Below are 21,856 nucleotides of genomic sequence, written 5' to 3'. Positions count from 1 at the left end.
TAAGCGGTTAAATAAGGACAAAATATAGTTGGTCTATGCTGCTTTATCGTTTATCTTTCGTCTTTCGCCACTTAGTCAGGCGTTATAATAGGTCATTACGAAAATGTCATTTATAAAGCTATCAATAGTTTATTTGGTTATGGGTTTAAGTGGTTGTAGTTCAAATCCTAACTACCATAAACCCGGTTGCCGTTCAGCAGATCCTATTTGCTTGGCGCTATCTATTGCTAAAACAGTTGATGGCCATGAGTCTTCTCAAAAGTGTTCAGAGATGACCGGGCAAGAAAGAAAACAATGTACGGCACAAGTAGATTCATTGAAAAAACATATTAATGAGGCCAGCAGTAGATCATTATAATCGGCCCAAACAGCTGACTGTGCTCTGTTCTCAATATTTTAGTCAACTATTACTTTGTCCATTAATTGGGCGCTATCAAAACCTAAAGGATTCAATGTGGATGTAACATTCTTCGCAGCAAAAAATGATTGCGATTTTAGTAGTATTGAAGAAGTTCCGGAATCTTCAATACTGGGTGGGGGTAACTTCACCAAAGAGCAAATTGGCGATTTACTCAGTTGTTTTAAAAGTGCCAGTTCGGCTTTAACCGACAAACTCTGGTTGCTACCATTAAACTTCTCAGAGGAGTTAGCAATTATTGATGATGAGCAATTGAAAAATATCGCGGTTCATTGGTCTGACGAAGGTTCATGGGGAAATATAAATATTAATACTATGGATTTAGCGGGTCGATTATTAGAAATAAAATACAACTACTTACAACATTCAGATGAAAGGATTTTTGTTTTGTTTGAGTAAGTATATATTTCAAGTGCTTTTAATCGATGGCTGTGTGTGAGCTTATTAGCATTAGAGCCAAATTATTAGCCGCTTAGCTAAGCGTTAAATTACCATCATTACCGGGAGTATTATGCGAATTCAAGCCGATGTAGCCACTTTAGATATCTTAGGCCATTTAATTATCTGGTTCATGCTTAGCATCATAACTGTGGGGATTGCTTTATTTTTCTTCCCTTATTCATTTTCCAAATTTATTATCAACCGTTCCGTTGTCATAGATGATCAAGGTGTATCAAGGCAAATGTCCTGTAATACAGATATCTTTGGCAGTATTGGTCATGTAATTCTATGGATAATTATCTCCATCATTACTTTCGGATTAGGTTATGTTTTTTACTTTTATAAAGTATGGAATTATTCGCTAAACCATACCACTATCGGCTAACTAACAAGTTAATTAACAACTTAATTAAAAAAGACAGGCAGTAATTGGCGGTATAAATCTGTCTTGAACTACTTTGGTAGTCGTTTTGTTTGAAATGAGCAGCTATGAGCAATAAATATTTGATAAAAACAAGCTTACTGACCGCCTTGGCATTAATTGCCTTTGCTGCCAACTCAGTACTCTGTCGTTTAGCGTTGGGTAATGGTGCTATTGATGCATCTAGCTTTACTGGGATCAGGCTGTTATCAGGTGCTATCGCTCTTTTCATCATTTTAAGCCTCAAAGCAAGCATCAAAGGAAGTAACAAAGCGGTATCCTCTAAAGGCAGTTGGACCGCAGGTTTTTCGTTGTTTCTTTATGCCATAACATTTTCATATGCTTATCTTTCAGTCGATACCGGTACTGGTGCACTTATTCTCTTTGGCACCGTGCAAATTACCATCATATTACTGTCTGTTATGTCTGGTACGCGCTTACATATTAGTGAGTGGTCTGGTGTTATCATCGCTTTCATAGGGTTTGTTTATCTCATTTTACCCAATATAACCGCGCCTTCCATTGACGGTTTCATGCTGATGACAGTCGCTGGTATTTCATGGGGTATCTATACCTTAAAAGGGCGTAGCTCCGAAAATCCATTGATGGATACCACTTATAACTTTCTAAGGACTATACCTTTTGTGGCGTTATTAACGGTTTTTACCCTGCAAAGTATGCATTACTCATTAGAAGGCATAGTATTGGCTTTGTTATCAGGTGTTATAACCTCTGGATTAGGATATACAATATGGTATATCGCACTTGGGGGGCTCTCTTCAACACAAGCAGCCGTTATGCAACTGTCTGTACCAATTATTGCAGCGATAGGAGGGGTGATGTTTGTGTCAGAGGTAATTACCGTGCGCCTTATTATTTCAGCGACTATAGTACTTGGTGGTATATTAATTGTGGTATTAGGTAAATATTTTTCACAACAAAAAATCGCTAATAAAACATAACCAGTAAGTTAAGACGACAAATAACACTGTCACGGATTTTTATTATTTTATTAAGGAAATATATGAATAACGATATTAAAGGAATGTGCTTATTTTTAGGCTTAATCGGTATTGGCTATGCGGCTTTACTCATACTTTTTGCCTTATTTACCGGGGCTAAAATTATCAAGAGTATTATAGTCATTGCAGTGTTTTCATCAAGCCTGTTAAGTTTAGGTTTAAGCCCGCAAGTAAAAGATCGGCTGTTTGGTTACGCTAAGTCTCTTATCTCTAAATAGTTAGTACAAGTTATGCAATCTAGGTCTTATGGCAAAAGACCTAATCAGTAAATTAACATCGACAGGTAAGCGTGGGCTTGAACAATTAACACCGCCATTAATAATTGAAGCTATTGTAGTGTTTTCAAATAATTTTAAGGTGAATGTTCTGGTTACCGCTGGTTAATTCTTACCATAGAGCTGTTCAGCTTTGTTATACATTAGCCAAGAAGTAACAACATATTTTTCATCTGATATTGGAATATGTCCTTTATGAGTGTGGGTAAATCCGGCAGGAAAAATAACCAGTGAGCCTTTTTTTGGTTTAACTTTTATACCCTGATAATGAAACTCAGTTTCGCCACCTTCCTCAACATCATTTAGATAATATAAAAAAGCTAATACTCTATGTAATGGCTTATTGTGAGGCAACTGCGGAAAAATTTCTGAATGCCAATAATGATAACCACCAACCCCTTGTTCGTAGCGCTGTACGGTAAAATTATCGTAACAAAAAACATATTGGATCAATTGATCTAAATAGGGTTTACCTAAACGGTCAAAATTTTCTTTATTTACTGAGGTAGGCAACCCGGTTTCGGGATCTTTAACCGTTGGGTTCAACGCTGAAATTAATGCCATATAATGCTCAGTTAAATAAGCTTTTACATGAGGATAACTCGCATTGATCAGCTCAAGTTGTAACGATTGCCACTCTTTTTCAGCCATTGTCACATCATGGCTATCTTTAAGGTTGGTCATCACACCGCTGCCGACACGACCTTTGACAACTCTATCACTTGTTTGATGACCTTTAATAAGTTTGTCACACAGCTCGTCGGAAAAAGCGTTTTCAAACACGCCGATAAATTGGCTCATTAGTTATCCTTATTATTATTTTTATTCATATTATTAATTTTTCAAATACGTTACTCATCATTATTCAAAAGTCGTTACGTAAATTGTCTGCTTTCAATATTAACTTAATTTTAAATATTTAGTTACAAAAATGTAACAAGTGAGGCGTTAATGCTGGTAAATATTATTCAGGTTTCACCTTTATTTCACACCGAGAAGCTTAGACTTTCATTTTATTATTTGAAAAGGAACAAAGATGAAGAAAAATTATTGCTTGTTACTGCTCTGCTTTACTGCCGCCTTTAACGTCCTGGCAACACAAAATACGCCAACTGAACTAGCGTTATGCAAGGAACAAGTGAATAACGCTATTATTAAATTTGAAAATACCAAGAAAGAACGGTGGTCCTATAAAATATCTCGCTACGAAAACGAGGAGGGTGATATTTCAAGTAGTATTGAACACCATTTACCCCTGGCAGGTGAACCATGGCTGCTTAGCCAAATTAATGGCCAGCTACCGACAAAAAAACAAATTAAGAAATTTACTAAAAACAAACAAGCGCAAAGCAAGACAAAGAACAAAGGCGGCAATACACAACTGCCGTTAAGGCAGTTAATTAACCAAGAAAGTTTGTCTTTAGTCTCTAATGATGAACATCATATAGTAATGGCGTTTAATGTTCATATCAAAAAACTAGGAAAAGATGCTATTGGTAAGCTGCAAGGCAAGTTGGTCTATCAAAAAGATAAACAATTCATTGAAAAAATAACGATTTGGAATAATGCTGATTTTTCGCCGATGTTCACCGCCAACATTACCGATTTAGCGCTCACCTTTACTTTTTTACATATTGACGGCGCAATACTCGCCAAGGAAAATGAAATGAAGATGAAGGGGAGTTTTGCTTACTTTACCGATATCAACGAAACATCAATCGATAGCTTTTCAGATTATTTATATCAAGGTAAGCCAATACAATAAAAAACAGCTAACAGCACGATTATTGTTTTTGAGAAAGTAACGGTACAAGAGTAAGGGCAGTCAATATTTTTTGAGCGTGTAATTTGCTAACTCAATCATGTCGGTTTACGTTAATTGGCTGTCCGGGTAAATTTTTTTAATTGTGCATGGTCAGGGTGGTTATGGCCAAAATAGCTTGCTTATGACTACTTTTGTAGGGAATTTGGGTTTTGACGCAGTAATCTGCTAATGCATTGTGCGTTTTTGTTTGTCCCATAGACTACCTTGCCAATTTGAGATAGTGCCCGCTGCTGCACAGGTATCGCATTGCCACGTTATGGTGTTAACTGAGCCGATGGTGTTACAGCCAGCTTCAATGTGGCCACAACAACACAGCTCATCACCTCGGGTGTTGCATTTTAAATCAACATCAATGAGCGGTTGCTCAATATTATCGGAAAACCCCGTATGGGAAAATATTTCTTGTGCAAGCGATTGCTGTGAAACTGACAAGACAATTTTAGTGACAAAGTTGAAAACCTTTTTTGCTTGCTCAGTTAGCGCTAGTTCGTTGCCTTTGTCGTCAAGAAATTGTCTTAAATCTACTTTTAATGCCATACATCTTTTCGGTCAGGGTGTTAGTGGCGCTATTGTACTTAAAATTTTCTATAAGTTTAACCAGAAATAAATTCAGGGCGCTTATCTGTTTAAGTTATTTAATCGGAAAATAAATTTAACATCTTATTTCGATTGGATATTTTTGTTAGAAAAAGCAACTATAATATAAAAACCGACTGTGAAATAAGGGCTTCACTATGAAAAGAGTGTTATTGGTTATGTTGTTTTTTGTGTTCTTTTTAGGCTTAGCTCTATTGTCACCAGTGAGTATTGCGGAGGATGAAGTCAAAGAACTCCCCCCTTTAGACCCTTCATATATGGGGGTTCATGGCATGGTTTTAGTCGTTCAGGGTTCCAGTATTTATGCCTCTCATTTACCGCTGTATAAAAAGCCTCATAATGTGCAGTTACTCTATCAATTAGATAATAAGGATTTGGCGGTATTACAAACGGTCAGAGATAGTCAATTTATTACCATTAAACCCAAGCCATTTAATCTACAACGTCTAATGCGTGGCGAGAAAATAGTGATACAGGCTGATTTATACGCCGGACATTTTGAGCGAGGCGGCATGTTAATTTACCAAAATATTTCACTGACTTTTGATAAGCAACTGTATGTACGTACTTTTGATGACATTAAGCCTTCCAGTAGACAACAAGAATATGATGTCGTGACCTTAAAACAAAATTATAGAATTTACATTCATAGAATTCAGCAAGCACCTAGCTTCGACCATATATTAAGCGTTGATTTAGCCGCGGGTTGTTTAAACCGTTTTATCACTTCATCGCCAGTACCCAAAGAAACGGAACTTCAATATAAGTTTCTACATTGCGGCACGATAAAGCCTTTATATTTTGAAACTGAAGACTTTAAGTAGTCTTATACCTTACTTTATTAATAATATATTTTGTTATTTGATTCTTAGTATTGGGGGAAATTCACCCTAGATATATAGGAAAATGAAACAGAATTGTTTGATGTATAAGCTAGACGTTTAATTAAAATACATTTAACAAAAATAAAAAGTTATTTTGTTTATAGCTAATTGAAAATATGAGATATTAATGTGGAGTAAGCTAAAACAATGGACTGTTATTACAAATTCCTCTCAATATTAAGCTGTTATAGCTTTAGGTTTTTTGCATGATTAGATATTTTAAATTAGTCTTATTTTTACTTGTCTTAGTCTCAGTTGAAACTTATGCGAAATCCTTAGACTTTTCGCAATTAAATGCATTTAGTGATTTAATGTTAAAAGAAAGAAAAGACTCACCAGATAATATATTTAAATATCTTTCAAATAAAATAAAAATAGAACAAAATTTTGGTTCAAGTGCGCAAGGGGTTACGCTTTATTTCAATAAAACAGAGTATATTAATTTAATTAATAGGTCGATTGAAGAAATAAGGGAATCTCAACAAAAAGAAAACATCATTGTTTTTGATTTTAAACTTTTACCGGCAAACCAAGGTGAATTTACCGTGAGAATATATTCATTAACTAAAAGACGTTCGATTTGGTCAACATTTACCATTGAGTTAGTCGAAAATAAAATTAAAATAATTAAAATAATCGAATTTTCATAGTCTTATATCAAGTATTTCAATAGGTTCAATCTAGCTCCTAGTTCCTTGCAAAGCTGCTCAGCTATCTGCACAGCCCTCAATTCATTTGCAGGTGAAAAGCCAGCCAAAGGCCACTTAACTAAATACGTAGCTGTTAGCGCTTAGAAAACACCAATAAACGGTTATTAGCTGGCATGCCATGGTCAGCAATAAAATCAAGCCCGGCAGCATCTGCCAATGCTAAGATCGCTTCTATATCACGAATACCACTTTGACTGTCTCGGTCTTTAAGCCAGAGATCAAAATTTGCATTACTTGGACTGGTAAATTCCCCTTGGTAATTAAATGGGCCGTAGATACAAATACGTGCTTGAGAGCCCATAATTTCGGCAATGCCTTCAAAAAACTTGATCACTAAAGGCCAACTTATTATGTGTAGGGTATTGGCGGTATATAAACCATCAAAGGGTAGTAGTTGTTGTTGTTGGCTCTTATGGCTTTGGCTCTGACTCTTAGCATTACTTTTACTTAGGGTTGATATTGGCCAAGTATCATTTAAATCAACGGCAATAGGTGGTAGCACATTCGTTAAAGTGCTTTCGTTTAACCAAGCATTAATCCCCTGATGATTTATCGCTAAATCACTGGTTTGCCAAGTTAAGTGGGGCAGGTGCTTAGCGAAGAACACCGCATGTTGCCCGGTTCCAGAGCCAATTTCCAACACATGTTGGCTATTATTGAACACGGTAGTCAAAACATTCAAAATCGGTTGTTTATTATTTTCACAAGCTTGGGAGAAAGGTTTGTTCATTATGTTTTCTTATTTTTAGGTGTTTTAGTATGTTTCTTATACGAGCTAAGCGACTTACTTAAGGAGGCGAAGCTTTAACCGGTGTCGCTGTTAAAGTTACCTGTTTGAAAGGTAACATTTGCCGGCATTGTTGCTGATACGTGAGCATTTGCTGTTGCTCTTGTTGACAAAAATCTTGCACGGCTGTTCTAAAAGCAGGATGCTTAATCCAGTGATAAGAATGCGTTAATACCGGCTCAAAGCCTCGTTGAATCTTGTGTTCACCTTGAGTGCCGGGGTTAAAGACTTGTAGTTGGTTTTTAATACAAAACTCGATGCCTCGATAATAACAAAGCTCAAAATGTAAGTTGTTCACCTGTTTAGTACAGCCCCAATACCGACCATATAATTGCGTGTCATCAAAAAAGAATAGTGCACAAGCGATATCTTCTTGCTCATTACTGGCAATAATCAACAGAATATTGTCTGTTTTGCTAGCAATTAATAGCTCAAAGAATTTAATACTTAAATGAGGTTGATGACCGCGTTTTAAATAAGTCAGTTGATAAGTTAAATAGAAAAATTTGAGGTCTTGTTGGCTAATTTCTCTATTTTTTAATTGCCGGATTTTAATACCTTGTTCAGTAATAGATAACCGTTCTTTACGGGTGTTTTTTCTCTTGCGTGCAGTGAAGGTACTGAGAAAGTCAGCAAATGTTTTATAACTACGATTGAACCAATGAAATTGCACGGTGTTACGTTGATATACATGCTCGGGTAACGCAGTTAAAACTTCATCACAGTACAAAATATGCCAACTGTTAATATTTTTCTGCTGACAATGCTCGATGAGTGGCGCGAAGACGTCATTTATTTTCAGATGCGCGGAGAGTAACTTATCACTACTCACTGGCGTAAAAGGAATGGTGGCGACTAGTTTAGGGTAATAATCTATGCCATTACGCTCAAAGGCTTCAGCCCAGTCCCAGTCAAAAACATACTCGCCCCAAGAATGACTTTTCAAATACATCGGCATAACAGCGGTCACTTCATTATCTGTTGTCGCCACGAGATGATGAGGTTGCCAACCTTGCTCAGCAGTAACTGATTGGCTTTGCTCAAGGGCATTTAAAAAATCATATTGAAGGAAAGGGCAAGGTGAGTTGGTTAAATTTTGCCAATGCTTGGCAGTAACTTGGCCAATAGTGTTAATGAAATTAATGTTTAGGTGGGTATTCAATCGGTAATTTCTCATTAGCGTTGGTATTTATATATTACCTTTAATTATCAGCAGGGAACTACTCTTTTTCGCCGTTGGCTTTAAGGCGCTTTAGCTTTTCATCATTAACCTTGATACTGAGTGGATTTGAGCTCAGCAATGAATGAGTATTTTTAACTGAACTGAACTTATCGGTACTGGACTTCAGCTAACCTTGTCAAAGCTAAGCTTGTTAATGCATTGGAAACATTGAGCGGCTACAATTCAACCAAATTAAACAATAAATCAGCTTATAACAATAATTTATCCCTCCCAATTAAGCATTATCGATAAATCAGTGTAGATTGCTAAAGTTACATAATTTAGAATAAGTGTATAAGAATGTTGGGCATTTAGGAAAAGGGTTCTAGTATGGACTTCTGCGTAAATATAAAAAATATAATCATAATTGAAGCTCAAAGCAGTGTCGTTAACGTTGAAGGTTTTCAGGAAAAGTCTTTTATTAAAGCTGATTTGCCAAAACTAGCCGTGTTAAAACCTATGCAAAGGCGACGTCTTAGTCCCTTTGCAAAATTGGCGATGCACTGTGCTTTAGACGTTATTAAAGATGAGACTCAAGCGTTAGTTAGTGTGTTTTCATCACGACATGGCGATCTGCATAAAACGTCAACAATGTTACATGATTTAGCCTTGGGTGAAGATATTTCACCAACCGCTTTTAGTTTGTCCGTTCACAATGCTATTGCCGGGCTGTTTACTATTTTCACCCAAAACAGACAAGCATCAACAACCGTGTCAGCTGGGCAAGATACCTTTATGATGGCGCTTGTTGAAGCGTATATTCGTTTAAAAACAGGTCAGCACGAGCAAGTATTGTTAGTGCATTGTGATCAAGCTCTGCCTAGTCCCTATGCTCACTATGCAGATGAACTGCAAATAGATCATGGCGTAGCCTTGATTTTAACGAAAGATGATTTCACTGGTCAGAGGCTTTCAATCAAGAGAGTAAACAGTGGCAGTTTGACTGGTAGTCCTGCAGATGACAACGTAATGGAACTACCGCAGGCGATTTCATTTTGTCGGTGGCTGAATGAACCTTCAAAACCTAAAACCTTAATGATGCCCGGTCATCAATGGAAAATAGATCGGTTATGTGATGAATAAGTTATGGCGGATATTTGCAACCGGCTTATGCTTTAGTCTCTTTGCGCTGGGTGGGCTAATACTAACGGTGTTAGTTTTACCGGTACAAAGGTTGTTTTGCCAAGATCTTCTGATTGCGCAACAGCGTTCAAGAAAGACAGTACAATACGCAATTAAGTTCTTTATTGGTGTTATGCAAATCACACAAATATCGAAATTTAGGGTGGAAAATCGTCGAAAATTCAGTAATATTCGCGGCAGTTTGGTTATTTGTAATCACCCCTCTTTAATAGATGTGGTATTATTGATTTCAGTCATTCCTGATGCTGTGTGTATTGTCAAAGCCAGTTTGTTTAAAAACCCTTTTATTAGAGGCGTTCTTAGTAATACCGGTTATATTAGCAATGATAATGCCGAACAATTGATTGAAGATTGTCGTGATTCATTGGCAAAAGGAAATAACTTAATTATGTTTCCTGAAGGAACAAGAACAACGCCCAATAAACCGGTCAAATTTAAGCGCGGTGTTGCAAACATTGCTATTAGGTGTGGTTCTCCTATCCAATGTTTTAAGTTAACGATCAATCCGACCACATTAACAAAAAATGAAAAATGGTATCGAGTACCAGTGCGCAAGTTTCAGGTTGAATTGACCTTGCTGTCCGCTGCACCTCAGCCTAACAAGCATGATGAAATCCCGGTAACTCTCCTGTCGAGGGTATACACGCGTGAACTTGAGCAATTTTATAATAAGGAATTAGAAAAGCATGTCGGACTTAAAGGCTAAGATAAAAACGTTAATTATTGAAACACTTGATTTAGAAGATGTGAGTGTAGAAGACATACAAGATGATGAGGCGTTGTTTGTCGATGGTCTTGGCTTAGACAGTATTGATGCACTTGAATTGGGCTTAGCCATCAAGAAAACCTTCAATATAAAAATCGATGCTAATTCAGAAGAAACAAAAAAACATTTCAACTCAATCAATAGTTTGTCTGAGTTTATTGAACAAAACCAGTAGTAATGGATCTAAAAATGCAATCTAGAGAAGAAATATACAACGTTTTATCAACAATATTTATCGATGATTTTGAGATTGAACCTGAAGATATATCGCTGACGGCAAACTTATATGAAGATTTAGACTTAGACAGTATTGATGCCATAGATCTTGTTGTTAAACTTAAAGTATTCACCGGTAAGAAAATCGAGCCTGATGCCTTTAAAAGGGTTAGAACGGTAAATGATATCATTGATGAATTATCAAAATTACTGAACGAATAACCTGTAATAGCAATAAACTAAAATAAAAATAAAAATAAAAATAAAAAAGTGAAAAAAATTACTACAGCGCTGCTCGCGCTACTACTAATCTTATATCCAATCATTGTCTATACGGGGCTTACTTATTTTGAGCCGCGTTATGTTGCCATTGTGCTTATGGGTATTTTTGCATTGCGATTGGCATCGTCCAACAAAAACAAACACCCTTGGTTGAAATTAACGTCTATTTTAGCTATATCAGTACTTCTTTTTACCGTGGTATTTGATCAAGTTATTGGTGTTTTACTTTACCCTGTAGCGATGAATATTGGCCTGTTGGCTATATTTTCCTACTCTTTGTACCGTAAACCTAGTGTCATTGAAACCTTAGCCAGACTGCAAGAGCCTGACCTTGTTGACTTTGCCGTTAAATATACTGAAAAAGTTACCCTGGTATGGTGTTTATTTTTCTGTATCAATGGCAGTATCGCCCTTTACACGGCACTGTTTTTGTCGATAGAGCAGTGGACTTTATACAACGGCCTTATTTCTTATATCTTGATGGCCATATTAATGTCAGTAGAGTGGCTAGTTCGCTTGAAGGTCAAAGCGGGACACAAGAAAAGTGTTTAATTTAACAAAACTTGCCAATTCGCAACGACTATTTTTGTTTAACAATATCGACCGCTCCTTTAACGATTTTGTCATTGATATTAATCATTATCGGGCCAGGATTCGCCGCTATAAACAAACAGCAGCTGCATATAATCTATCAAAAAAGCCACTCAAAATTGTCTTGTTTCATGCGGATACTTACCAATTTTCAGTCCGCTTATTTGCGTTAAGTGCAGAGTCTTTTGATATTTATTTCCCTAATAATGGCCAAGTTGAAACCCTTAATTCCCTTGCGGAAATCGCCGTTGCATTTTCAGGTTATGTTGATCATGCGCTGCAAATTCCCAGTATAGAATCGACTGAATTTAACATTGATGGTGATTGTTACGTTGATGCTAACCTTGATTCGAATTCTAACAGTATCGTTAAGGAGAATAGCGAGTTACGCCCGCTAAATATCAATAGTATCTTTACCTGGCCTGAAGCCGGAAACCTTTATTTCTCTACCTCGGGCTCAACAGGAGAGCCCAAATTTGTCAATAAAACATGGCCACAACTTAATGCCGAATTAGTGCAATTACAAAACACCTTTAGCATAACGCGTTACCACAAAGTCATTGCTACTGTCTCTCATCAGCATATTTACGGCTTACTTTTTCGTTTGCTGTGGCCTTTATCTATCGGCGCTACCATTGCTGATTCTTTTGACTATCCTGAGCATATTAACGCCTCACTAAACAGTGAACAACCGGTGGTTTTAATCTCTAGTCCGGCCTTCTTGAAACGATTGGTCAGTGACAATGTCCTGGTAGAACAGTCAAGGTGTTTCAGTCATATTGTTTCATCGGGCGGCGCGCTGGTCGATGATGTTGCCATTACTCTTAAGCAACAGTTAAACATTGCTATCACGCAAGTCTATGGCAGCACTGAAACCGGCGGCATTGCCTATCGACAAGTTGACTCTTTGCCTGCTGCCAAGTGGCAAACATTCACCGGCATTACGCTAAGCCAAGCGCAAGACAGTAAAAGACTGATATTACAATCCCCTTGGGTGCAAGAGTCGTCAATGTTACTCGATGATACCGGCGAATTAACGTCTCCAACACAGTTTATCTTGTACGGGCGTATAGACCGCAATGTTAAATTAGAAGAGAAGCGGGTTAATTTATCGGCTATGGAGCATCTAATGAACGAGCATGCTTGGGTTAATGAATCACGTATTATCCTAAAATTGGGTAAACGCGATGTTTTGTTTGCCATCGTAAGTCTAACCGCACTAGGTTCAGTAAAACAACATCAGTTATCGGCAATGTTATTTACCCGAGCGCTTAAAAACCATTTACTGGGAAAATTTGAATTGGTCTGTTTACCAAAAAAATGGCGTTACGTCAGTGAATTACCTTATAATTCGCAAGGGAAATTAGTACAAAGTGAATTGGAGCAGATGTTTGAATAAATTACTGAAAACCGAGCCGTTATTTATTGCCAAAGAAATCATTGAAAATGGAGTGATATTGACGTTTAAAGTACAGGCTAGCTTAGATTACTTTAAGGGGCATTTTCCTAATATAGCTATCCTTGCAGGCGTAGTGCAGCTGGATTGGGCGGTGAATTTTGCTATACAATACTTAAACTTAGCTTCTAGCGTGGTTAAACAGGTTGAAATACTTAAGTTTCAAGAAATAATCTATGCTGATCAAATAGTTTCATTATCGTTAACGCGTAAATCTGATCACAAATTCTTATTCAAATACCATTCAGCCAAAGGTGTACACTCAAGTGGCCGTGTTCTTTTAGAAGAAAGCTTACTACAAGAAACTTTGTTAGATGAAGCTTTTTCAGGTGACACTTTGGTAGGGGAAACGTCGTGAAGTATTGCTTTATCATCCCCAATTACAATCATACTCATCAACTTGAAGACGTACTTTTAAGGTTATCGGCGTATGAATTACCCATTATTATGATTAATGATGGTAGCGAAGCCTCAGCTAAACAACTTTTTGAAACACTCGTTGATAAAGTCCCGTTACTGACCCTTATTCACCTTAGTGAGAATCAAGGTAAAGGCGGGGCTGTGCAAAGGGGTTTAAGACATGCCTTTCAACTTGGCTTTGAATATGGCATTCAAGTTGACGCCGACGGTCAACATAATCTTGCTGATGTGCCGTTATTAATCGATTTATCTGAAAAACACCCTGGAGCCCTCATTTCAGGTAAGCCTGTGTACGATGACTCCATTCCTAAAATTCGTTATTTTGCGCGTTTTATTACCCACTTTTGGGTTTATATTGAAACATTATCATGGCAATTAAAAGACAGTATGTGTGGCTTTAGAGTCTACCCGCTAGCGCCAAGCATAACTTTAATGGACAATGTTAACATCGGCAAGCGTATGGACTTTGATACGGAAATTATGGTGCGATTATATTGGCAAGGGCTCGATGTTAAGTTCTTGCCAACAAGGGTGATTTATCCTGAATTTGGCGTATCGCATTTTAGAGCTATTGAAGATAATGTCCGAATAAGCTGGATGCATACCCGCTTGTTTTTTGGTATGTTATTAAGATCTCCTAAACTTATTTTACGCCACTTCAGTTAATGGCTAACTCTTCAGTCAAGCAAGCTAAAAAGAGTCATTGGTCGAACCTAGAAGAACGTGGCTCTGTTGTGGGTATGCGAGTTTTATTTAGCTTTTATCGTCTGGTTGGCAGACGTATCTTATGGTTGGTGTTATTTCCGGTGGTTTGTTATTTATATCTGGTTAATAAAGTCGCCCGTCAGGCTTCACTTGATTTCTTAAATAAAGCGGCAAATTATCAACAAGGTAACCAAGAAAAAGTGAGTTTTTGGCACGGTTTAAAGTTACATTGCAGCTTTGCAGATTCCGCTTTTGATAAGCTTGATGCTTGGCTTGGTAAAATCACCAAGCATGATATTGATTACATCGACCGAGATGGCATTAAAGAGCTAACAGAAAAAAAGCAGGGCGGGATTTTTATTGGCTCTCATTTAGGTAACTTAGAAGTATGTCGTGCGTTAAATACCCTAAATAACGAAACAGTTATTAATGTGTTAGTTTTTACCGAAAATGCGGTGAAATTTAATCAATTATTAGAACGGGTAAACAATAAAGTCACGGTAAATCTGATCGAAGTGAGCGACATGGGCCCAGGTCTTGCGGTTGCACTGAAAGAGAAAGTCGAGCAGGGCGAGGCCATTGTTATTGTTGGCGACAGAACCAGTATCAGCATAGGTGGCAGAGTAATCTATGCACCCTTTTTAGGTGAACAAGCACCGTTCGCCCAAGGACCATTTATATTGGCCGCTTTGTTAGAATGCCCAATCTATTGGATTTTTTGTATTAAATCAAAAGGACGCTTTAAGCTGATTTTTGAACATGTAACCGATAAATTAGCGCTACCGAGAAAACATCGTCAGCAAGTTTTACAAGGTATCGTAGAGAAATATGCACAACGGCTAAGTTTTTACGCGGTAAAGTACCCGTACCAATGGTTTAATTTTTATGACTTTTGGCAAAAAGATGAACAGGTTAGCCGTACAGAAATTAATGGAGAGAGTAAGTGAGTCAGCAAGTAGCCATTTTTGGCTTAGATAGGTTATCAATAGAAGATATTGTTAAAATCTCAAAACAAGATGTTCCAGTAGAATTAAGTAATGATGCACATTTTGGCAAGAAAATTAACTCGGCAATTGAGTTTTTAGATACGCTACTTAAAGAAGATGGCGTTATTTATGGTGTTACTACTGGCTATGGTGATTCGGTAACAGTGAATATTCCATTAGATCTTGTTAAAGAGCTGCCCTTACATTTAACCCGCTTTCATGGCTGTGGCTTAGGCCTACCCTTTAACCGCACTGAAGGGCGAGCGATACTTGCTACGCGTCTTGCTTCGTTAAGCCAAGGATATTCCGGTGTTAGCTGGGAATTACTTAATCTATTAGTTGAATTTATCAACCGAGATATTATTCCCGTTATTCCACAAGAAGGCTCAGTAGGCGCCAGTGGCGACTTAACGCCACTATCTTATGTCGCAGGCGCTTTAATTGGCGAACGCGATGTGATGTTTAAAGGCGAAATTAAATCCAGTGCTCTAGTTATGCTAGAGCAAGGCCTAACACCTATTACGTTAAGACCTAAAGAAGGCTTAGCGATAATGAATGGCACGGCGGTGATGACCGCACTTTCTTGCTTAGCGTTTGACCGCGCCGAGTATTTAGCCAAATTGGCCAGCCGTATTACCGCTCTCTCTAGCCTAGCGTTACAAGGTAATAGTCATCATTTCGACGATATTTTGTTTTCGGTAAAACCGCATCCAGGGCAAGGGCAAATTGCCGCTTGGATCCGCCAAGATTTAAACCATTATGAACATCCTAGAAACTCGGATAGATTGCAAGACCGCTACTCTATTCGTTGTGCTCCGCATATTATTGGCGTATTGCAAGACAGCCTGCCGTTCTTTAGAAGCATGATTGAAAACGAGCTCAATTCTGCCAATGATAATCCGATAATTGATGGTATTGGTGAGCATGTGTTACATGGTGGCCATTTTTATGGTGGTCATATTGCCATGGTTATGGATAGCATGAAAACGGTTGTTGCTAACTTAGCTGATTTAGCGGATAGGCAAATTGCCTCTTTAGTTGATACTCGTTATAACAATGGCTTACCGTCAAACTTATCGGCAAGCTGTGATGAACGTAGATACATAAACCATGGTTTTAAAGCGGTACAAATTGGTGCCTCAGCTTATACCGCGGAAGCTTTAAAATTAACCATGCCAGCCAGTGTATTTTCTCGCTCAACCGAGTGTCACAATCAAGATAAAGTGAGTATGGGCACCATAGCCGCTAGAGATGCTTTACGGGTGATGCAATTAACCGAGCAAGTACTAGCGAGCACCTTATTGGCTGCGGTACAAGCGGTTAGGATTCGCATTACCAGTGGTGAGCTGAACCACGATACCTTATCGCCGAATTTAATGGCGATGTATGACGATGTTGCCAAAAACTTTGAAACCTTGGTGGAAGATAGACCATTAGAAGCCGATTTACGTTATACCATTGACGCCATTCAAACACAGCGTTGGAAACTTTATGAATAGCAAAAATGCCTTGTTAAGCGCAGAAGTAGACATTGAAATACCATTTCATGATTGCGATCCAATGCAAATTGTTTGGCATGGTAATTATGCCCGCTATATCGAAGTGGCGCGATGTGAATTGTTAAGAAAATTTGATTACGATTACCTTGCCATGGACGAGTCAGGTTATTTATGGCCCATAGTTGATATGCGTATTAAGTACATTGGCTCGGCCGCATTTACCCAGGTGGTGAAGGTGGTTGCTTATTTGAAAGAATATGAAACGCGTTTGAAGATAGATTATGTCATTACTGATGCCAAAACCGGTGAGAAATTGACCAAAGCAACCACGGTACAAGTCGCTGTTGAGAAAAGTAGTCAGGAAATGCAATATACCAGTCCTAAAGTCTTATTAGATAAACTGGCGAAGGTGCTCTAATGAGTACTTTTATGACGAAAGTAATGTTTAAACTAAGCCAACCTTTAAGCGCTAAAGGCATAAAGGGAAGTTGGCTTAGGGTGGTGGGACTTAGTTTATTTATGCTGCCAATTAATTCGGTTTTAGCCGATAGTGCCAAAGCAAAAACCGAGCAAAATGAACTGTCAGCGTTATCCATTGAACAAGTAGAACAACGCTTAAATATTCAAGGCGGCGGTATTGATAATCACCAGGGTGACTTCATACAAAAGAAATACTTTACCGTGTTAAAAAATCCTTTTTTATCTACCGGTAGCTTCGAAATATCAGCAGAGCAATTTATTTGGCAAACACTCAAGCCAATAGATAGCGCGATTATATTTAAAAACGATCAGCTTTACTTTAAAGACAGCTCAGGTATTAAAAAGGCGCCAGCCCAAGCCGCGAGTATTGCCATATTATTACGTGACCTGATAGGCGGTGACTTTGCCGGCTTAACCAGTAAGTTTACTTTCTATGGCGATCAAACGTCAGCGCACTGTGTGACGTTAAAACCAATACAAGCGTCAATGAGAACATTCATTGAACAAATCATCTTATGTGGTGAAAGCAACGTGGATTCGTTGGTATTATATGATACCAATATGAATAGAACCGAAATATCAATGTCGTATACCCAGTCTTATAACGACAAATAAGGAAGAGTATGAAACATCAACTTGGACTTATTCAAGGGTTAGTGGCGATAACATTACTTATCTTGTTGTTGGTTACTGGCAAAGTAAAGTTTCAAGCTGATATTTTGACACTATTGCCGCAAAATGCGCAAACGGTGTTACAAGATGCGGAAACACACTTCTTTGACAACAATAAAACTCATGTCTTTATTTCATTTTCAGGCAAACAAGCTCAATTAGCTCATGATGAATTCCTCTCCTTAGCAAAAGTAGAACCTTGGTTTAATCAAAAGTCGACCGACGTCGATTTAGCGAAGGCTGTGCAATTCTATCTGCCATACCAAGGCTACCTGCTGACGGATAACTTATCGAAGGCATTAACGAGTCAACAAGGCTATAGCTTATTCGCTAGCAAGAAGCTTGCTGAAGTAGTAAACCCTTTTGTTAATGCATCAATCGGCCAAGATCCCAGTTTAGCGACCGCGGCATTTGTTGAACAAGCATTTAGTCAAAATGATGCACTGATACTTGATGAGGGTCGATTAGTCGCGAAGACGCGACTAAATAGTGAGAAAACCTTCTTTATCATTTTTAATATTGAGAGTGATGCACTCAATGTAAACAAGGCAATAACACTAGCAAGTGAAATAAAATCGGTTATTCATCAGGTGGAGTCAAACTTTATCGAGACGAATGTGAAGTACTCAGGAGTGCTATTTCATACCGCGGAGAACTCAAGCCAAGCACAGTTTGAAATGACGTTTTTTGGTGGTCTGAGCCTACTTGCCATGTTAATGATGGTTTATTTGGTCTTTAGAACGAAAAAAGCGCTGTTAGCGGTATCGCTTACCATTGCGAATGCGGTGTTGTATGGCTTTATTGCCCTGGCTTTGTTATTCGACAGTGTTCATATCATTAGCTTAGTGTTTGGTGTCACACTTATCGGCATATCTATTGATTATTGTTTTCATGTTTTAACCGAACTGACCAATAAAAAAGCGTCGTTGGCGACAGTAAAGAAATCTATTATGCTCGGTTTTATTTCTACCGCATTAGGTTATTTGTTACTGACCCTCGCGCCGGTAAGCTTTTTGAGTCAAGTGGCTACTTTTATTATTGCCGGCTTAGTCGGCGCAATGTTTTGTGTCTTTACCTTAGTGCCAGCTATCGCACTTTCAAATGAAAGATTTAATCATTCAAAAGTAGACCGACAATTAGACCAGCGATTAAGGCAATTAATTAATCTTATTCATCGGATGCAACGTCGCAGAGTTGGCTTGTTGATTACCATCAGCACTGTCGTGTTGACGGCCTGTTTATTATTTCCGATAAAATTTAATGACAGTATTGCCGATCTTAACGGCAGTAGCGCCAGGCTTATCGCTAATGAAGCCTTTCACCAAAAAGCCTTATCTCAGCAAGGGACAAAGCGATTTTTCATATTAGCATCGAGTCTCGAACACGTTTTACAGACCGAGGAAGCCGTTCGCCGACGAGTGTTTGAGTTAAATAGCGATACTAATACCCATACCAAAGTCGTTGCTATCAGTGATTGGCTACCATCTAAGCTGCAACAACATGAAAATAGTAAACGTTTTGACCTTGCTAAAAGTCATGCCATATTTACCTTATGGGAGCAAGCAACGGGTTTAACTGTTACCTTTAACCCTTCGACAATACTTACTTATCAAGCCATTAAACATTCAGTGTTGGCGCCCTACGTATTGCCGTTTTTATATGTTGGCTTAAGCCTGGAGGGTGATAATGAGCAGTTTGTCTCCTTGTTACAGTTATCAAATATTTCGGCTGCGCATCTGACGGACATTACCGAAAACTTCAACGGGCAATTGATAGCCTTTGATAAAGCAGAAAACATCTCACAGATAATGTCACAGTCAAGGCAGAGCTTATTGGCTTGGTTCATGTTCGCATTAATCATTTTCTCATTGGTGATATTGGCTAAATTTGGCTTTAAGGCCGCATTTAATCAAAGCCTAGCACTGGTTTTATCCGTCTCAATTGCATTAGTGCTAAGCTATGCCATTCAAGGGCCGCTGAATTTATTCAATGTACTTGCCATGATGTTGATTTTAGCTTTAGCCATTGATTATTTGATCTTTTATCAATACCGAGGTACTAATAAATCCAATGTACTGGCAATAACCTTGTCTGCACTTTCGTCATTATTTGTTTTTGGTGTTTTGGTCTTTAGTAAAACTCCTGCGGTGTATAGTTTTGGATTGACAGTAATGTTAGGCATAGTGAGTATTTTTATACTGGCTCCATTGTCTGTGGTAAATAAGGAAAATTTGTGAAAAAAGAAAACTTTGATGTGGTTATTATTGGTGCAGGTCCCTCTGGCGCTGTAGCTTCAGCGATGCTTGCTCGTGCCGGGCGTAGTGTACTGGTACTTGAAAAACAGTATTTTCCTCGATTTTCAATTGGCGAAAGTTTGTTACCACAGTGTATGGAATTTCTAGCCCAAGCGGGCTTAGAGCAGACGGTGCACGATCACGCGGCGGCTAATGGTTTTCAGTTCAAAAATGGCGCGGCTTTTCATAAACAAGGGCAATATACTGAGTTTGACTTTACCGAAAAATTCTCCAAAGGGCCGGGTACCACCTACCAAGTGAAACGCGCAAGTTTTGATAAAATATTAGCGGATGGCGCTGCCCAGGCGGGAGCTGAAATTAGGTTTGGTCATGAAGTTAAAACGGTTGCTGTTGATTGTTTATGCCCGTTATTAGAAGTATTAGATGAACAAGGGAATTTATACCAAGTAGAAGCTAGGTTTTTGCTTGATGCCAGCGGCTTTGCGCGTGTTTTACCGCGAATGTTAGGTTTAGAAAAACCATCACATCTACCAACACGTCAGTCCTATTTCACCCATGTGAAAGACAACATTGCTTGTGAAACTGACAGCAGTAGTGACGCGGTTAAGTTTGATCGCGATAAAATTTTGATCACGGTTAATCCTAATAATTCAGATATCTGGTATTGGTTAATCCCTTTTTCAGACGGCACCTCCAGTATTGGCGTGGTCGGTAAACCTGAACAGTTTTCTGGTTACGAAAGTCCTGAAGTGATTTTAAAACACTTTGTCCATGCGGCGCCTAATTTACGTGATATCTTAAAAAATGCAGAATGGCCGAATGAGGTTAATACACTCGGCGGTTACTCGGCAGACGTCACCCACTTAGCGGCAAAGAATTATGCTTTACTAGGCAATGCTGGAGAGTTTCTTGATCCGGTATTTTCTTCTGGTGTCACCATCGCACTTTGCTCTGCGGTATTAATCGCGCCACAGGTATTGCGATATCTTGACGGAGAAGCCGTTGATTTTGAAGAAAGCTTTGCTGTGCCACTTAAAAAGGGCGTTGATTGTTTTAAAACCTTTGTAAACTCATGGTATGAGTCTGGTTTTCAAGACGTTATTTTTTACCAAGAGCAAGAGACAACAGTCAAAAGTATGATTAGTTCAATTTTAGCGGGTTACGCTTGGGATCAAAAAAATCCGTACGTCGCGCAAAGTGAAAGACGCTTTAAAACATTGGTAGAGTTATGTCAGTAAAATTATTTATCGCGGTATGGGTGTTGATACTTTCGGGTTGTAGTGCCACTTCAAATGTGAGCCTTAACCAGATTGATATTGCACAAGGTGTGACACTACAATTAACCGCTCCAGATAGCACACTAGTCAATCATTCAAAACAGCAACTGTTAACGATTACTCATAACGGTAACGTTAATCAGCTACTTACACGGTTAGAGTTAACAGAAAAAGGCCTTAACTTAGTGGCTGTATCACCGCAAGGTTTACCTTTGTTTTCCTTGGTTTTTGTTGAAGGGCAAGCGCTGCAACAAAAAAAGTATGTTGAAGTTGATATGTTACCGCTTGCTTATATCATTTCAGATATTCAATTAGTGTATTGGCCAGTAAAGCAGTTAAATGAAGCAATCATTGGCGCCAAGATAGTTGAGCACCATGAGGGCAAAGAACGCGTTATAGAATCAAAAGGCAAGGTCGTGATTCGTATAAACAAAGGCAGCGATAACATTAGTTTTCGACACCTTCAACGTGGTTACCAGTTAACCATTTCACCGGTAGAGTAAAAG

At 38.4% G+C, this 21,856-nt stretch carries 27 protein-coding genes; 23 read left to right on the top strand and 4 right to left on the bottom strand.

The genetic code is table 11. From position 1 onward, the window contains the following. The first annotated feature begins 103 nt into the window (after positions 1-103). From F580_RS0113315 to F580_RS0113295, 5 genes are all read left to right on the top strand, one after another. Positions 104-358 carry a hypothetical protein gene (locus F580_RS0113315; RefSeq protein WP_019028232.1) on the top strand — a complete coding sequence of 85 codons (255 nt, stop codon included), beginning with the start codon at positions 104-106 and terminating at the stop codon, positions 356-358. A gap of 96 nt (positions 359-454) precedes the next feature. Then, the gene (locus tag F580_RS0113310) at positions 455-817 is read left to right on the top strand and encodes a hypothetical protein (protein ID WP_019028231.1); all 363 of its coding nucleotides are present in this window, start codon (positions 455-457) and stop codon (positions 815-817) included. A 112-nt stretch (positions 818-929) separates the two neighbouring features. Beyond that, complete coding sequence (locus tag F580_RS27225) at positions 930-1,244, top strand: DUF6693 family protein (RefSeq protein WP_019028230.1); 315 nt, start codon at positions 930-932, stop codon at positions 1,242-1,244. Between the two features lie 104 nt (positions 1,245-1,348). After that, the gene (locus F580_RS0113300) at positions 1,349-2,242 is read left to right on the top strand and encodes a DMT family transporter (protein ID WP_019028229.1); all 894 of its coding nucleotides are present in this window, start codon (positions 1,349-1,351) and stop codon (positions 2,240-2,242) included. Positions 2,243-2,304: 62 nt separating this feature from the next. Further along, a complete protein-coding gene (locus F580_RS0113295; protein WP_019028228.1) occupies positions 2,305-2,520 on the top strand; it encodes a hypothetical protein in 216 nt (71 codons plus the stop codon). Positions 2,521-2,682: 162 nt separating this feature from the next. Here the strand turns inward: F580_RS0113295 and F580_RS0113285 are convergent, their stop codons facing one another. Further along, complete coding sequence (locus tag F580_RS0113285) at positions 2,683-3,378, bottom strand: 2OG-Fe(II) oxygenase (protein WP_019028226.1); 696 nt, start codon at positions 3,376-3,378, stop codon at positions 2,683-2,685. Between the two features lie 235 nt (positions 3,379-3,613). Between F580_RS0113285 and F580_RS0113280 the strand changes: the two genes are divergently transcribed. Next, the gene (locus F580_RS0113280; RefSeq protein WP_019028225.1) at positions 3,614-4,342 is read left to right on the top strand and encodes a hypothetical protein; all 729 of its coding nucleotides are present in this window, start codon (positions 3,614-3,616) and stop codon (positions 4,340-4,342) included. A gap of 225 nt (positions 4,343-4,567) precedes the next feature. On the opposite strand, the gene F580_RS0113275 is transcribed toward F580_RS0113280, so the two are convergent. Further along, positions 4,568-4,939 carry a hypothetical protein gene (locus F580_RS0113275; RefSeq protein ID WP_019028224.1) on the bottom strand — a complete coding sequence of 124 codons (372 nt, stop codon included), beginning with the start codon at positions 4,937-4,939 and terminating at the stop codon, positions 4,568-4,570. 197 nt (positions 4,940-5,136) lie between these two features. Between F580_RS0113275 and F580_RS0113270 the strand changes: the two genes are divergently transcribed. Together F580_RS0113270 and F580_RS0113265 are read left to right on the top strand one after the other, a co-directional pair. After that, positions 5,137-5,823 (top strand): hypothetical protein, encoded by a 687-nt coding sequence (locus F580_RS0113270; protein WP_019028223.1) that lies wholly within the window; start codon positions 5,137-5,139, stop codon positions 5,821-5,823. A gap of 266 nt (positions 5,824-6,089) precedes the next feature. Then, positions 6,090-6,533, top strand: coding sequence for a hypothetical protein (locus F580_RS0113265; RefSeq protein ID WP_019028222.1), 444 nt, complete (start codon positions 6,090-6,092; stop codon positions 6,531-6,533). 133 nt (positions 6,534-6,666) lie between these two features. Here the strand turns inward: F580_RS0113265 and F580_RS0113260 are convergent, their stop codons facing one another. Together F580_RS0113260 and F580_RS0113255 are read right to left on the bottom strand one after the other, a co-directional pair. Further along, on the bottom strand, positions 6,667-7,323 hold the full coding sequence (locus F580_RS0113260) for a DUF938 domain-containing protein (protein ID WP_019028221.1): 657 nt from the start codon (positions 7,321-7,323) through the stop codon (positions 6,667-6,669). A gap of 58 nt (positions 7,324-7,381) precedes the next feature. Next, entirely contained in the window at positions 7,382-8,542 is a 1,161-nt protein-coding gene (locus F580_RS0113255; protein WP_157443103.1) for a GNAT family N-acetyltransferase, read from the bottom strand. Positions 8,543-8,932: 390 nt separating this feature from the next. Between F580_RS0113255 and F580_RS24535 the strand changes: the two genes are divergently transcribed. From F580_RS24535 to F580_RS0113180, 15 genes are read left to right on the top strand one after another with little or no spacing between them, the layout of a single operon-like run. Continuing rightward, positions 8,933-9,685, top strand: coding sequence for a beta-ketoacyl synthase chain length factor (locus F580_RS24535; RefSeq protein WP_019028219.1), 753 nt, complete (start codon positions 8,933-8,935; stop codon positions 9,683-9,685). Continuing rightward, on the top strand, positions 9,678-10,451 hold the full coding sequence (locus F580_RS0113245; protein ID WP_019028218.1) for a lysophospholipid acyltransferase family protein: 774 nt from the start codon (positions 9,678-9,680) through the stop codon (positions 10,449-10,451). The genes F580_RS24535 and F580_RS0113245 overlap by 8 nt, the downstream gene beginning before the upstream one ends. Further along, positions 10,432-10,686, top strand: coding sequence for a phosphopantetheine-binding protein (locus F580_RS0113240; RefSeq protein ID WP_019028217.1), 255 nt, complete (start codon positions 10,432-10,434; stop codon positions 10,684-10,686). The genes F580_RS0113245 and F580_RS0113240 overlap by 20 nt, the downstream gene beginning before the upstream one ends. Positions 10,687-10,700: 14 nt before the next feature. Then, positions 10,701-10,949: an acyl carrier protein gene (locus F580_RS0113235; RefSeq protein ID WP_026301430.1), complete on the top strand. Its 249-nt coding sequence runs from the start codon at positions 10,701-10,703 to the stop codon at positions 10,947-10,949. A gap of 48 nt (positions 10,950-10,997) precedes the next feature. Beyond that, entirely contained in the window at positions 10,998-11,561 is a 564-nt protein-coding gene (locus F580_RS0113230) for a COG4648 family protein (RefSeq protein WP_019028215.1), read from the top strand. Further along, positions 11,554-12,999, top strand: coding sequence for an AMP-binding protein (locus F580_RS24530; protein WP_019028214.1), 1,446 nt, complete (start codon positions 11,554-11,556; stop codon positions 12,997-12,999). Before F580_RS0113230 ends, F580_RS24530 begins: the two co-directional genes overlap by 8 nt. Continuing rightward, positions 12,992-13,414, top strand: coding sequence for an ApeI family dehydratase (locus tag F580_RS0113220; RefSeq protein ID WP_019028213.1), 423 nt, complete (start codon positions 12,992-12,994; stop codon positions 13,412-13,414). Before F580_RS24530 ends, F580_RS0113220 begins: the two co-directional genes overlap by 8 nt. Continuing rightward, on the top strand, positions 13,411-14,142 hold the full coding sequence (locus tag F580_RS0113215) for a glycosyltransferase family 2 protein (protein ID WP_019028212.1): 732 nt from the start codon (positions 13,411-13,413) through the stop codon (positions 14,140-14,142). Before F580_RS0113220 ends, F580_RS0113215 begins: the two co-directional genes overlap by 4 nt. Next, positions 14,142-15,128 (top strand): lysophospholipid acyltransferase family protein, encoded by a 987-nt coding sequence (locus F580_RS0113210; protein WP_019028211.1) that lies wholly within the window; start codon positions 14,142-14,144, stop codon positions 15,126-15,128. Before F580_RS0113215 ends, F580_RS0113210 begins: the two co-directional genes overlap by 1 nt. Further along, entirely contained in the window at positions 15,125-16,666 is a 1,542-nt protein-coding gene (locus tag F580_RS0113205) for an HAL/PAL/TAL family ammonia-lyase (RefSeq protein WP_019028210.1), read from the top strand. The genes F580_RS0113210 and F580_RS0113205 overlap by 4 nt, the downstream gene beginning before the upstream one ends. After that, entirely contained in the window at positions 16,659-17,084 is a 426-nt protein-coding gene (locus F580_RS0113200; RefSeq protein ID WP_019028209.1) for an acyl-CoA thioesterase, read from the top strand. The genes F580_RS0113205 and F580_RS0113200 overlap by 8 nt, the downstream gene beginning before the upstream one ends. Then, complete coding sequence (locus F580_RS0113195; protein ID WP_019028208.1) at positions 17,084-17,761, top strand: LolA family protein; 678 nt, start codon at positions 17,084-17,086, stop codon at positions 17,759-17,761. Before F580_RS0113200 ends, F580_RS0113195 begins: the two co-directional genes overlap by 1 nt. 8 nt (positions 17,762-17,769) lie before the next feature. Next, a complete protein-coding gene (locus F580_RS0113190) occupies positions 17,770-20,055 on the top strand; it encodes an MMPL family transporter (RefSeq protein WP_019028207.1) in 2,286 nt (761 codons plus the stop codon). Further along, positions 20,052-21,311 carry an NAD(P)/FAD-dependent oxidoreductase gene (locus tag F580_RS0113185; protein WP_019028206.1) on the top strand — a complete coding sequence of 420 codons (1,260 nt, stop codon included), beginning with the start codon at positions 20,052-20,054 and terminating at the stop codon, positions 21,309-21,311. The genes F580_RS0113190 and F580_RS0113185 overlap by 4 nt, the downstream gene beginning before the upstream one ends. After that, a complete protein-coding gene (locus tag F580_RS0113180; RefSeq protein WP_019028205.1) occupies positions 21,302-21,853 on the top strand; it encodes a DUF3261 domain-containing protein in 552 nt (183 codons plus the stop codon). The genes F580_RS0113185 and F580_RS0113180 overlap by 10 nt, the downstream gene beginning before the upstream one ends. The last annotated feature ends 3 nt before the right edge of the window (positions 21,854-21,856 follow it).

The organism is Colwellia piezophila ATCC BAA-637 (assembly GCF_000378625.1).
GTDB classification, from domain to species: domain Bacteria; phylum Pseudomonadota; class Gammaproteobacteria; order Enterobacterales; family Alteromonadaceae; genus Colwellia; species Colwellia piezophila.
The sequence above is the reverse complement of the archived record's forward strand: the minus strand, read 5'-3'. Positions and strand labels throughout refer to the sequence as shown.

Coding starts and splice junctions, on each gene's coding strand:
- F580_RS0113315 (WP_019028232.1), top strand. CDS start 104: ATGTCATTTATAAAGCTATCAATAGTTTATTTGGTTATGGGTTTAAGT.
- F580_RS0113270 (WP_019028223.1), top strand. CDS start 5,137: ATGAAAAGAGTGTTATTGGTTATGTTGTTTTTTGTGTTCTTTTTAGGC.
- F580_RS0113295 (WP_019028228.1), top strand. CDS start 2,305: ATGAATAACGATATTAAAGGAATGTGCTTATTTTTAGGCTTAATCGGT.
- F580_RS0113200 (WP_019028209.1), top strand. CDS start 16,659: ATGAATAGCAAAAATGCCTTGTTAAGCGCAGAAGTAGACATTGAAATA.
- F580_RS24535 (WP_019028219.1), top strand. CDS start 8,933: ATGGACTTCTGCGTAAATATAAAAAATATAATCATAATTGAAGCTCAA.
- F580_RS0113235 (WP_026301430.1), top strand. CDS start 10,701: ATGCAATCTAGAGAAGAAATATACAACGTTTTATCAACAATATTTATC.
- F580_RS0113180 (WP_019028205.1), top strand. CDS start 21,302: ATGTCAGTAAAATTATTTATCGCGGTATGGGTGTTGATACTTTCGGGT.
- F580_RS0113195 (WP_019028208.1), top strand. CDS start 17,084: ATGAGTACTTTTATGACGAAAGTAATGTTTAAACTAAGCCAACCTTTA.
- F580_RS0113260 (WP_019028221.1), bottom strand. CDS start 7,323: ATGAACAAACCTTTCTCCCAAGCTTGTGAAAATAATAAACAACCGATT.
- F580_RS0113210 (WP_019028211.1), top strand. CDS start 14,142: ATGGCTAACTCTTCAGTCAAGCAAGCTAAAAAGAGTCATTGGTCGAAC.
- F580_RS0113300 (WP_019028229.1), top strand. CDS start 1,349: ATGAGCAATAAATATTTGATAAAAACAAGCTTACTGACCGCCTTGGCA.
- F580_RS0113240 (WP_019028217.1), top strand. CDS start 10,432: ATGTCGGACTTAAAGGCTAAGATAAAAACGTTAATTATTGAAACACTT.
- F580_RS0113265 (WP_019028222.1), top strand. CDS start 6,090: ATGATTAGATATTTTAAATTAGTCTTATTTTTACTTGTCTTAGTCTCA.
- F580_RS0113285 (WP_019028226.1), bottom strand. CDS start 3,378: ATGAGCCAATTTATCGGCGTGTTTGAAAACGCTTTTTCCGACGAGCTG.
- F580_RS27225 (WP_019028230.1), top strand. CDS start 930: ATGCGAATTCAAGCCGATGTAGCCACTTTAGATATCTTAGGCCATTTA.
- F580_RS0113280 (WP_019028225.1), top strand. CDS start 3,614: ATGAAGAAAAATTATTGCTTGTTACTGCTCTGCTTTACTGCCGCCTTT.
- F580_RS0113275 (WP_019028224.1), bottom strand. CDS start 4,939: ATGGCATTAAAAGTAGATTTAAGACAATTTCTTGACGACAAAGGCAAC.
- F580_RS0113190 (WP_019028207.1), top strand. CDS start 17,770: ATGAAACATCAACTTGGACTTATTCAAGGGTTAGTGGCGATAACATTA.
- F580_RS0113245 (WP_019028218.1), top strand. CDS start 9,678: ATGAATAAGTTATGGCGGATATTTGCAACCGGCTTATGCTTTAGTCTC.